The 12103-nt window shown below is 60.1% G+C and carries 9 protein-coding genes; 6 read left to right on the top strand and 3 right to left on the bottom strand.

Features of this window, described 5'->3' with window-relative positions:
• Positions 1–117 precede the first annotated feature (117 nt).
• From ATU_RS02965 to ATU_RS02940, 6 genes are all read left to right on the top strand, one after another.
• Positions 118–1557, top strand: coding sequence for a glutamine synthetase family protein (locus tag ATU_RS02965; protein WP_010971005.1), 1440 nt, complete (start codon positions 118–120; stop codon positions 1555–1557).
• 12 nt (positions 1558–1569) lie between these two features.
• On the top strand, positions 1570–2856 hold the full coding sequence (locus ATU_RS02960; protein ID WP_010971004.1) for an NAD(P)/FAD-dependent oxidoreductase: 1287 nt from the start codon (positions 1570–1572) through the stop codon (positions 2854–2856).
• Positions 2857–2992: 136 nt separating this feature from the next.
• Positions 2993–4468 carry a glucose-6-phosphate dehydrogenase gene (gene zwf, locus ATU_RS02955; RefSeq protein ID WP_010971003.1) on the top strand — a complete coding sequence of 492 codons (1476 nt, stop codon included), beginning with the start codon at positions 2993–2995 and terminating at the stop codon, positions 4466–4468.
• Between the two features lie 10 nt (positions 4469–4478).
• The gene (gene pgl, locus ATU_RS02950; RefSeq protein ID WP_010971002.1) at positions 4479–5177 is read left to right on the top strand and encodes a 6-phosphogluconolactonase; all 699 of its coding nucleotides are present in this window, start codon (positions 4479–4481) and stop codon (positions 5175–5177) included.
• Positions 5178–5301: 124 nt separating this feature from the next.
• On the top strand, positions 5302–7122 hold the full coding sequence (gene edd / locus ATU_RS02945) for a phosphogluconate dehydratase (RefSeq protein ID WP_010971001.1): 1821 nt from the start codon (positions 5302–5304) through the stop codon (positions 7120–7122).
• A 218-nt stretch (positions 7123–7340) separates the two neighbouring features.
• Complete coding sequence (locus ATU_RS02940) at positions 7341–8702, top strand: metallophosphoesterase (RefSeq protein ID WP_010971000.1); 1362 nt, start codon at positions 7341–7343, stop codon at positions 8700–8702.
• Positions 8703–8727: 25 nt separating this feature from the next.
• Here ATU_RS02940 and ATU_RS02935 read toward each other — a convergent pair whose 3' ends face one another.
• The 3 genes from ATU_RS02935 to bglA form a co-directional block, all read right to left on the bottom strand.
• The gene (locus ATU_RS02935) at positions 8728–9084 is read right to left on the bottom strand and encodes a hypothetical protein (protein ID WP_035215402.1); all 357 of its coding nucleotides are present in this window, start codon (positions 9082–9084) and stop codon (positions 8728–8730) included.
• Positions 9085–9317: 233 nt separating this feature from the next.
• Complete coding sequence (locus ATU_RS02930; protein WP_006313062.1) at positions 9318–10406, bottom strand: ABC transporter ATP-binding protein; 1089 nt, start codon at positions 10404–10406, stop codon at positions 9318–9320.
• 21 nt (positions 10407–10427) lie between these two features.
• Positions 10428–12083, bottom strand: a complete 1656-nt coding sequence (gene bglA / locus ATU_RS02925; RefSeq protein ID WP_010970999.1) for a beta-galactosidase BglA — start codon at positions 12081–12083, stop codon at positions 10428–10430.
• Positions 12084–12103 lie beyond the last annotated feature (20 nt).

Genomic DNA, 12103 nt, shown 5'->3' with positions numbered 1-12103 from the left:
CGATCCGTTTCCTTTCCTCTTTTCCAAGTGCCGCCGCTTGTCAATGGCGCTTTCCCCCTCGCCAATTGTCAAACTACGGTTATGATGGCTCCACCAGAAACACAGACCCGGTGATACATGCCCGCCAAAAAAACCATGCTCCGCCCGAAGAAACAGGCAACCATGGCAAAGAAGTCTCCTCCCCTCGATCTCTCCTCCACCCGTGGCGTTTCCTCCTGGCGCGAAGCCGCGCAATGGCTGCGCGTGCGCGGGATCGAAGACATAGAATGCATCACGCCCGACCTTGCCGGGGTTGCGCGCGGAAAGATGATGCCGACGGCGAAATTCACGGGCGATACCTCGCTCGCGCTGCCGTCCGCGCTCTACCGCCACACGATATCAGGCGAATATCCTGATGAGACGGCGAACTTCCGTTACGAGCCGCGCGACAGCGACCTGAAACTAGTGCCGGATCTTTCGACGCTGTCCGTCGTGCCGTGGGAGAGCGACCCAACCGCGCAGGTGATCTGCGACGTTGTGGATGCCGAGGGTAATTTCGTTCCCTACACGCCGCGCAACGTGCTGAAGAACGTGCTTTCGCTCTATACCGAAAAGGGCTGGAAGCCGGTCGTAGCACCCGAAATCGAATTTTATCTCGTCGCCATGAATGACGATCCGGATTATCCGCTGCATCCGCCGAAGGGCCGCTCCGGCCGCTCCATCGTTGGCGGTCAGAGCTATTCCATCGCCGGCATCAACGAATTCGACGAGCTGATCGACGACATCTACCATTTCTCGGAAAAACAGGGTCTCGAGATCGATACGCTGATCCACGAGGAAGGCCCGGCGCAGCTGGAAATCAACCTGCGCCACGGCGACCCGATCGAACTTGCCGACCAGGTGTTTCTTTTCAAGCGCACCATTCGCGAGGCCGCGCTGAAACACGGCATCTACGCCACCTTCATGGCAAAGCCGATGCAGGGCCAGCCAGGTTCGGCCATGCATATCCATCAGTCGGTGGTGGAAATCGATGGCGGACGCAATATCTTCTCCAATGCCGATGGCAGTCCTTCGAAGGTATTCTTCTCCTTCGTCGGCGGCATGCAGCGTTATGTTCCAAACGCACTCGTCATGCTGGCGCCCTATGTGAATTCCTATCGCCGCCTGACGCCCGACATGGCCTGCCCGGTCAACAATGCCTGGGGTTACGACAACCGCACCACGGCTTTCCGGGTGCCGATTTCCAGCCCGCAGGCGCGTCGCGTCGAAAACCGCCTGCCGAGTTCGGACGCCAATCCGTACCTGGCGCTTGCCGCTTCGCTCGGCTGCGGCTGGCTTGGCATCGTCAACAATATCGAGCCGACCGAACCCACCGCCGATACGGCCAATGAAGGCTCCATCGAACTGCCGCGTGGTCTCCTTGAGGCCGTGGCGCTGCTGGAAGGCGAGGAACAGTTCGACCGGGTGTTCGGCCATGAATTCGTGGGCCTTTATGCCGGCCTGAAACGCGGGGAATTCGAGACCTTCATGCAGGTCATCAGCCCCTGGGAGCGCGAGTTCCTGCTTCTCAACGTGTGAGGAACCACGAGCATGACATGGCAAAGCCCGATTGCGCCGGGACTATCCTGGTATCAGGCAACCGTCGGCGAGCGGCCGGACTATCCCGCTCTCGACGGGTCGAAGCAGGTTGATGTCGCGATCATCGGCGGCGGTTATACCGGCCTTCAGGCCGCCTGTAACCTCGCCGAAAACGGCGTCTCGGTCGCTCTGATCGAGGCGCATCGTTTTGGCGATGGTGCTTCCGGCCGCAATGGCGGCCAGTTCGGCACCGGCCAGCGCTCCTTTCCCGACGAGATGGAAGGCGAGATCGGCTTCGAGCAATCCAAGCTGCTGTTCGACATTGCCGAGGACGCCAAGAACTACGTGCGTGATTTCGCCAGCAGCCGCGGCATCGACATGGACTATCTGCCGGGGCAGCTTTATGTGGCGCACAAGGCCGCCTACGAGGATGATTATCGCAGAAGCGTCGACGCGATGAACAACCGCTATGGCTACCCGCATATTTCCTATATGGAACGCGGAGAAGCGCGCAAACGTGTCGGCTCCACCCATTATTTCGGTGGCACGCGCGATACCGGCACCGGCCATATCCACCCGCTGAAACTGCTGGTCGGGCTTGCAAAAGCGGCGAAGGCCGCAGGCGCCGACATCTATGAAATGACGCCGGCGAAATCCATCCGGCAAATTGGCGGCAAGACCATCATCAAAACCCCCTTCGGCACCATCAGCGCGCCACGGGTGCTGATCGCCACCAATGCCTATATCGGCAATCTGGAACCGGTAACGGCCGCGCATATCATGCCGATCCGTTCCTTCATCGGTGCCACCGCACCGCTCGACGCCTATCCGGACATCATCCCCGGCAAGGAAGCGGTGGCCGACTCCCGTTTCGTGGTGCGTTATTTCCGCAAGACCACCGACAACCGGCTGCTATTTGGCGGGCGCGAGGCCTATACGGCCGATGCGCCGCGCGATATTTCCAGCCATATCCGCCGGCAGATCGCCGAAATCTATCCCGAACTGAAGGCCGTCGAAATCACCCATTCCTGGGGCGGCTCCGTTGGCATTACCCTGCCACGCAAAGTCTTCGTGCGCGAGGTCATGCCCGGCGTCACCTCCATCGGCGGTTACTCCGGCCACGGCGTGATGCTGTCGAATTATTGCGGCAAGCTTTATGCCGATCTCGTTCTCGGTAAAAAGGACATGCTGGCGCCCTTCGCGCGGCTGAAGGTGCCCGCCTTCCCCGGCGGGGCTTCACTGCGCGCGCCGCTGCTTTTCATGGCGCTCTCATGGTTTGCGTTGCGAGACAGGTTTTAGACCAATGTTTACAGACCCTTGCCGGCGGCAGACAAGTTGGCGGAAGCAAAACTCATAATTTCACATAACTGAGTCTGGCATTTTTAAATCGATTAGATTATTGATGCCCCAACCTTTGAAGATCGAGAGAATCGATATGAGCAGTCAGATCATTCCTGTTGAACCTTTTGATTGTGTCGTTTTCGGCGGCACGGGCGATCTTGCCGAGCGCAAGCTTCTGCCGGCCCTTTATCACCGGCAGGTCGAAGGCCAGTTCACGGAGCCGACCCGCATCATCGGCGCGTCGCGTTCGGTCATGACCCATGAGGAATATCGCAAATTCGCGCAGGACGCCCTGAAGGAACACCTGAAGGCCGGCGAATATGACGATGCGCAGGTGACCCTGTTCCTCAACCGGCTTTTCTACGTGCCCGTCGATGCCAAGTCCGGCAATGGCTGGGACGTGCTGAAGAAACTGCTCGATGAGGGCAAGGAACGCATCCGCGCGTTTTATCTGGCCGTCGCACCCGGCATTTTCGGCGACATCGCCGACAAGATCCGTGAGCACAAGCTGATCACCCGCTCGACCCGCATCGTCGTTGAAAAGCCGATCGGCCGGGATCTCGCATCCGCGCAGGAACTGAACGACACCATCGGTCACGTCTTCAAGGAAGAGCAGATCTTCCGCATCGACCACTATCTCGGCAAGGAGACGGTGCAGAACCTGATGGCGCTGCGTTTCGCCAATGCGCTTTACGAGCCGCTGTGGAATTCCGCCCATATCGACCACGTTCAGATCACCGTTGCCGAAGCGGTGGGTCTTGAAGGTCGCGCCGGTTATTACGACAAGGCCGGTGCGCTGCGCGACATGGTGCAGAACCACATTCTCCAGCTGCTTTGCCTCGTTGCCATGGAGCCGCCCGCTTCCATGAAATCGGAGGCAGTGCGCGACGAAAAGCTCAAGGTACTGCGCTCGCTGAAGCCAATCGATACCAGCAATGTCGAAAAGCTGACGGTACGCGGCCAGTACCGCGCCGGCGCTTCCGCAGGCGGCCCCGTCAAGGGTTATCTGGAAGAGCTGGAAGGCGGCGTTTCCAACACCGAAACCTTCGTCGCCATCAAGGCTGAAATCGCCAACTGGCGCTGGGCCGGCGTTCCCTTCTACATCCGCACCGGCAAACGCCTCGCGACCCGTGTTTCGGAAATCGTCGTCACCTTCAAGCAGATCCCGCACTCGATCTTCGACGATGCGGCTGGCAAGATCGAAGCCAACAAGCTGGTCATTCGCCTGCAGCCGGATGAAGGCGTCAAGCAGTCGCTCCTCATCAAGGATCCCGGTCCAGGCGGCATGCGCCTGCGTCAGGTCTCGCTGGACATGAGCTTTGCCGAAGCCTTCAACGTGCGCAGCCCCGATGCCTATGAGCGGCTGTTGATGGACACCATTCGTTCCAACCAGACATTGTTCATGCGCCGCGACGAGGTCGAGGCCGCGTGGGACTGGATCGACCCCATCTTGAAGAGCTGGGAAGAGCTGGGACAGAGCGTACAGGGTTACACTGCCGGCACCTGGGGCCCGAGCGGTTCGATCGCACTGATCGAGCGCGACGGCCGCACCTGGCACGATGCCGACTGAGGGCCGGGCGATGAGCGAAACGATCCACGTCTTCGACACCGCCGCCGCGCTGGCCACCGCACTTGCGGCGGAGGTTGCCAAACGCCTTGATGCGGCGACCAAGGAACGGGGGACCGCCAGCATTGCGGTCTCAGGCGGCTCGACACCGAAGCTGTTTTTTCAGGCGCTTTCCAGACACGATCTCGACTGGCCCAATATCAGCGTGACGCTGGTGGACGAGCGTTTCGTGCCGCCGGAAAGCGACCGTTCGAACCATCGCCTCGTCGCGGACAATCTTTTGCAGGACAAGGCGAAGGCGGCCTATTTCGTGCCGCTGTTCCAGCCGGCTGCCTCGCCGGAGGATGCGGCCACACTGGCGACCGTCAAGACCGAAGCGATCTGCGATCCTTTCGACGTCGTCATTCTCGGCATGGGAACGGATGGCCACACCGCATCGTTCTTCCCAGGTGGCGACAATCTCTACGAAGCGCTCGATCTCGATGAGCCGCGTGGCGTGTTGACCATGGCAGCGGAGAATGCGGGGGAAGAGCGGTTGACCTTCAACTTCTCCAGCCTGCACGATGCCGATTTTCTGGTGCTGCATATCGAAGGTGCGGCCAAGAAGGCGACGCTGGAGAAGGCACAATCGGGCGAGGATGAGGACGAAATGCCTGTTCGCGCCGTGCTGAACCGGGCCGAAACGCCCGTGGATATATACTGGGCGCCATAAGCTAACGCGGTTGCCGCCTCTGCGGCCCGCGACAAGCGCCCGAAGACATGAAGACTGAAACACGACAACCGGCCGCTCACCTCCCGGAACGCTGGTTGCCGACCAACGAACAGGATGAACGCCCATGTCCGCCGATTCCCGCATTCAGGCCATTACCGCCCGCATCGTCGAACGTTCCAAGCCCTACCGCGAGACCTATCTCGAGCGGCTGCGGCTGCAGGTTTCGAAGGGCGTTCACCGTTCCGTTCTGTCCTGCGGCAATCTTGCGCATGGATTTGCCGTCTGTTCCCCCGCCGACAAGGACATCCTTGCCGGCGACCGGGTTCCCAATCTCGGCATTATCACCGCCTATAACGACATGCTGTCGGCGCACCAGCCCTACGAGACCTTCCCGGCGATCATCCGTGATGCGGCGAAGGAAGCGGGCGGCATCGCGCAGGTAGCGGGCGCGGTTCCCGCCATGTGCGACGGCGTGACCCAGGGCCAGCCCGGCATGGAGCTTTCGCTGTTTTCCCGCGATGCCATTGCCATGGCAGCCGGCATAGGCCTGTCGCACAACATGTTCGACGCCGCCGTCTATCTCGGCGTTTGTGACAAGATCGTGCCCGGCCTCGTCATCGCCGCGCTCGCCTTTGGCCACCTGCCCGCCGTCTTCGTTCCCGCCGGTCCAATGACATCTGGCCTGCCGAATGACGAAAAATCCCGCATTCGCCAGCTTTATGCCGAAGGCAAGGTCGGCCGCGCCGAGCTGCTGGAGGCGGAATCCAAGTCCTATCACGGCCCCGGCACCTGCACCTTCTACGGCACCGCCAATTCGAACCAGATGCTGATGGAGATCATGGGTTTCCATATGCCCGGTTCGTCCTTCATCAATCCCGGCACACCGCTGCGTGATGCACTCACCCGTGAAGCAGCCAACCGCGCGCTGGCGATCACCGCGCAGGGCAATGAATTCACGCCGGCGGGCGAGATGATCGACGAAAGATCCGTCGTCAACGGCGTCGTCGGCCTGCATGCGACGGGTGGCTCCACCAACCACACCATGCACCTGATCGCCATGGCGCGCGCCGCCGGCATCATTCTCACCTGGCAGGATATTTCCGATCTTTCCGACATCGTGCCGCTGCTCGCCCGCGTTTATCCCAACGGGCTTGCCGATGTGAACCATTTCCATGCCGCCGGCGGTATGGGCTTCCTCATCAAGCAGCTGCTGAAGCAGGGCTTCGTGCATGATGATGTGCGAACCGTCTTCGGACAGGGGCTTTCGGCCTACACCGTCGATGCCATGCTTGACGAGAAGGGTGCAGTCACCCGCCAGCCCTCCCCCGAACAGAGCCATGACCCGAAGGTTCTGTCCAGCATCGAAACGCCGTTCCAGTCGACCGGCGGCCTGAAGATGCTGACCGGCAATCTCGGCAAATCGGTGATCAAGATTTCGGCCGTCAAGCCGGAACGCCACATCATCGAAGCACCGGCGATCGTTTTCCATGATCAGCAGGAACTTCAAGACGCGTTCAAGGACGGCAAGCTTAACCGTGACTTCATTGCGGTTGTCCGCTTCCAGGGGCCGAAGGCCAATGGCATGCCGGAACTGCACCGCCTGACGCCGCCGCTCGGCGTGCTGCAGGACCGCGGCTTCAAGGTGGCGCTGGTGACTGACGGGCGTATGTCTGGCGCATCCGGCAAGGTGCCGGCTGCCATCCATGTCACGCCGGAAGCCTCCGATTGCGGCCCGATCTCGCTTATCCGCGATGGCGACATCATCCGTCTCGACGCCATTTCCGGAACGCTGGAAGTGCTGGTTTCCGCCGCCGAGCTGGCAAAACGTGAACCGGCGCGTGCCGATCTTTCCGGTAATGAATGGGGCATGGGCCGCGAACTTTTCGCCCCCTTCCGCCGCAATGCCGGCCCGGCCGATCAGGGCGCCAGCGTTCTCTTCCATTGACATCCTGAAAGGCGAAGACCGATGCGGTTTTCGCCTTTCAACCCTGTTTTGCGCATCGTCCGACTGCTCTTTCTTGCCCCTGACGATCCGGTGCGGAAACCGCTTTATTTCTCATTTCTGAAACGCCAAACTTGTCATGCGGCTGTGATGATTGCCCATTAGGGCCTTCTCAGCCAGCAGGGGCGCCGCGGCGCAGTTTTGGATAATGGGGCAAGGACATGATTTTCTCGAGCAAACGCCGCGATGTGCTGAAGCTTATGGCAGGCACCGCCATGCTGCCGCTGTTGCTGACAGCCACGCCTGTTATGGCGCAGGACGTGGCGCTGCGTGCGATCATCATCTCCGACCTGCATTCGGCCTATGAACGCATCGGCCAGCTCCTCGCGGCAATAGAAACCCGCATCGCCACCGACAGGGTGCCCCATATCATTCTCCTGAACGGGGACCTGTTCGAGATCGGCAACGCAGTGGCCGCCCGTTCGGCCGGCGAAATCGAGTGGACATTCCTCACGGCGCTCGCCAGGCTCGCGCCCACAGTCATCAATATCGGCAATCATGAGCCTGATATCGATAATGACCTCGCCAATTTTGTTACCCGTGCCCAGGCGCTTGGCATCACCGTGCTTTCCAACATCATCGACAAGCGCAGCGGCAAACCCTATGCGCCTGACAGGGCCGAGGTGAAGGTTGGCGACCGGAAGGTCATCCTCGCGGGCCTCGCCACCAACGCCATCAACACCTATCCCAAGGCCACACGCGAGATGCTCGACATTCCGCAGCCGGTGGAATGGGCCAAAGTCAATCTGCCTGAAATCGTCAAAGCCGATGCGATCAATATCGTTCTGAGCCACGCAGGCGTCGTTGCCGACCGCGATATTCTGCCGCTGCTGCCTGACGGTACGCTGCTGGTGGGCGGCCATGATCACCTGAACTTCGTGCATGAACAGGGCGCGACGCGTTATGTCCATACCGGTTCCTGGTGCACGTCCATGACGGTTGCGACCATCGCCGGTCCCGGCAAGGCCGCTGCCATCGAAACGGTCACCATCGATCGTGATGCTCCTGCCTCCCCTGCCCTCAAGACCCTGATCGAACAGACGCTTGAAAAACACCTCACTGCGGAAGAGCGGGAAGTCGTCGGCAAGTCCGTCAAGGCGATGACCGTCGATGAGGCCGGCCGCCATGTGGCGCAGCTCATCGCTGCAAAGACCGGTGCCGATGTCGGCTTCGTCGCCCACACCTCCTTCGGTGCGGGCCTGCCGAACGGCGACATTCGCCGTTATGACTTCAACGCCTCGCTACGCTTCGACGGCAAGCTGATGGTGACGGAGGTGGATGGCGAGGCGCTTGCGCAAATCCTCAAACGCTGCAATCAGGACGGCGACATTCCGCTTACCGAGCGTACCGGCGACTATCTCTATGCCATGCCGGAGAAGCCGGAACAGAAAGGGCGCTACAAGCTCGTCTGCAACGACTGGTCGGCCACCAACCAGAAATCCTATTTCGGCCGTGGCGACCTGACCTTTACCGAGGTGGCGGATGTGAAGCTGAAGCAGACGGTTCTGGGCGGGCTTTCTTAAGACCCTTCGACAGCTTGGATAGGTCTCAGAACGACCGGATATCCAGCTTCCGGTCCTTGTGGGCCGGGTGCGTGCTGAACACGAAGATGCGGTCCAGTTCCTTCTGCGTCAGCATGCGCAGGAAGCGGACGTGGATGGTGTTGTTGGCGTTGACGCGCAATATCACGCAGCCAATCTTGCTGATGCGGGCGTCGGGAATATCGAGATAGAACTGGTTGGGCAGGTTATATTTCGTCAGCAGCGCCAGCACCGCTTCGGTCTGGGAAATGCGGATGACGTCGCAACGGCGCGCCGCCATGTGCATGACGGCCTTTTCAGTATATTCGATGCGCGCCGCATTCATGGTATCTTCCATGCGAAACCGGCTTTCGCGGTCATACATGAAGGATTCTTCCTTGCTCAGGTAATGGTTCCTGATCACACCCGCCCCGCTCTGCACGCCCATACTCCCATGCTCAATCGATGGGTCGAGACTAGGCCATAGTCTTTAACAATTCATATCAGGGCGCTCTTAAACAGGCCGGAAGCGGGACATTTCCGATGGTTTTCCACAGGAGGCAAAAAAGCCATAAAAACCCCGGAACAGGGATGTTCCGGGGTTTTTATTTCGGTCCCTTATGGGCGGTAAGTCTTGCCCGCGGCATCAAAGAGGTGAAGCTTTTCCTGGGGCGCGGCAAACCGCAATGTTTCTCCCTTGCCGACGGAAACAATGCCCGGCACCTTGACGATGATCGGCTCCTGCCCCTTGGGCGCTTCGAGATAAAGCAGGGTCACTTCACCCAAAGCCTCGACGATCGCGACCTTGCCTTCGAAAAGATAGTCATCGCCGGTGACAATGCTCAGATCTTCCGGCCGAACCCCGAAGCTTGCAGCCTTGCCCTGCTCGGTCGCGGGTGTCGGAACATCGACGGCCAGCGTCTTGCCACCGGCCAGTTCGATCGAGGTGCGTTCGCCGGTTCCGACAATCTTTGCCGCGATGATGTTCATGGCGGGCGAGCCGATGAACTTCGCCACGAAAAGATTGGCGGGCCTTTCGTAAAGTTCGAGCGGCGGGCCGACCTGTTCCACACGGCCCGCATTCAAAACGACGATGCGGTCCGCCAGCGTCATCGCCTCCACCTGGTCGTGGGTGACGTAGATCATCGTCGTATCGGCCATCTGTTCGTTGAGCTTGGCGATCTCGATGCGGGTGGCAACGCGCAGCGCCGCGTCGAGGTTCGACAGAGGCTCATCGAACAGGAAGACCTTGGGATTCCGGCAGATGGCGCGGCCGATGGCGACACGCTGGCGCTGGCCACCGGAAAGCGCCTTGGGCAGACGCTCCAGATATTGCGTCAGCTGCAGGATTTCGGCAGCGGCGCGAACGCGGCGGTCGATCTCCTGCTTGTTTTCCTTGGCGATCTTCATGCCGAAGGCCATGTTGTCGTAGACAGTCATGTGCGGATAAAGCGCATAGGACTGGAACACCATGGCGATGCCCCGCCGCGAGGGCGGAATTTCGTTGACCAGCTGGCCGTCGATGAACATCTCGCCGCCGGTGATTTCCTCCAGACCGGCGATCATGCGCAGCAACGTCGATTTTCCGCAGCCCGAAGGCCCGACGAAAACGATGAATTCGCCCTGTTCGATCTGCAGGTCGATGCCGTGCAGGACCTTCACCTGCCCGTAGGATTTGCGGATATCCTTGAGAACGAGACTTGTCATGGGTTGTTCCTCCCTGCTCTATCAGGCGTAACGGGCGAAGAAAGCGCCCCATGCCGGAAGTTCTACGCTTGTGCCTTCAAGGCCGCTTGCAAAGCCATGGCCTTCGAGAACCTCCCAGTTCCCTTTCGGCAGCGTGGCATTTGCCGGCGTTGCGGACAGATTGAAAAGGCACAGAATGGTTTCGTTGCCCAGCTTGCGGGTGTAGCTCAGCACGTCTCCCTCAAGCGGCTGGAATTCGATGCCGCCCTTGGCGAAAGCCGGGTGCTGTTTGCGGAAGGCGAGGAAGCGGCGGTAATGCTCCAGCACCGACGCCTCGTTGCCCTGCTGGGCGCTGACGGCGCGCTGCTTGTGCTCGGCCGGAATGGGCAGCCAGATCTTGTCCGAAGTCGAAAAGCCGGCCTGCGCATGGCCCGCATCCCACACCATCGGCGTGCGGCAACCATCGCGACCCTTGAATTCCGGCCAGAACTGGATGCCATAGGGGTCCTGTAAGTCCTCGAAAGCAATATCGGCTTCAGTGAGGCCCAGTTCCTCGCCCTCATAGATGCAGACGGAGCCTCGCTGCGTCATCAGCAGTGCCGACAGCAGCTTCGCGAAGGCATCCTTGTCCTCGACATGCTCGCCCCAGCGGCTGACATGGCGCACGACATCATGGTTGGAGAAGGCCCAGCAGGCCCAGCCCTCTGGTGCTGCGCGCGCAAAATCCGCCTGCACATCGGCAACGCGCTGGGGGGTGAGCGCATCGGGTGCGAGGAATTCGAAGGCATAGCACATCTGCATCTTGTCATCGCCGGAGGTGTATTCACCGACGATTTCGAGACCGCGCTGGCTGTCGCCCACTTCGCCAACGGCGGCGATATCGGGGAATTCGTCCAGCACCGCGCGGAAGCGCTTCAGGAAGGCGATGTTTTCCGGGCGGTTCTTATCGTAGAGATGTTCCTGGAAATTGTAGGGATTGACTGCAGGCGCGGTCGAGGCATTGCGGCGCTCCGGTGCCAGCGCCGGGTTGTCTCGTAATTCCAGATCATGGAAATAGAAGTTGATAGTGTCGAGGCGGAAACCATCGACGCCGCGCTTCAGCCAGAAGCGGGTGATATTAAGCAGTTCCTCCTGCACTTCAGGGTTATGCAGGTTGAGGTCCGGTTGCGAGGTCAGGAAGTTGTGCATGTAATATTGCATGCGGGTGGGATCCCACTGCCAGCCGGAACCGCCGAAGATCGACAGCCAGTTGTTAGGCGGTGTGCCATCGGGCTTCGCTTCCGACCAGACATACCAGTCCGATTTCGGATTGTTGCGGCTGGCGCGGCTTTCCACGAACCACGGATGCTGGTCAGACGTGTGCGACAGAACGAGGTCGATCATCACGCGGATGCCAAGCCGGTGGGCTTCGGCAATCAGCCCGTCGAAATCGGCAAGCGTGCCGAACATCGGATCGACATCGACATAGTTCGAGACGTCGTAGCCGAAATCCTTCATCGGCGAGGTGAAAAAGGGCGAAATCCAGATCGCATCGGCACCGAGACCGGCGATGTGATGCAGACGGTCGGTAATGCCCTTGAGATCGCCGATGCCGTCGCCATTGGAGTCCTGATAGGAGCGCGGGTAGATCTGATAGATCACCGCACCACGCCACCAGTCCTTGTTAGGCGTCAAAGCGGAAGTCACCGAAGCGGTCATGGAAGTGTCCTGTCTGGTAT

Origin of the sequence: Agrobacterium fabrum str. C58, assembly GCF_000092025.1 — a bacterium.
Taxonomy (GTDB): Bacteria; Pseudomonadota; Alphaproteobacteria; order Rhizobiales; family Rhizobiaceae; genus Agrobacterium; species Agrobacterium fabrum.
Note: the sequence above shows the minus strand (reverse complement) of the source record. Positions and strands in the feature narration are given on the sequence as shown.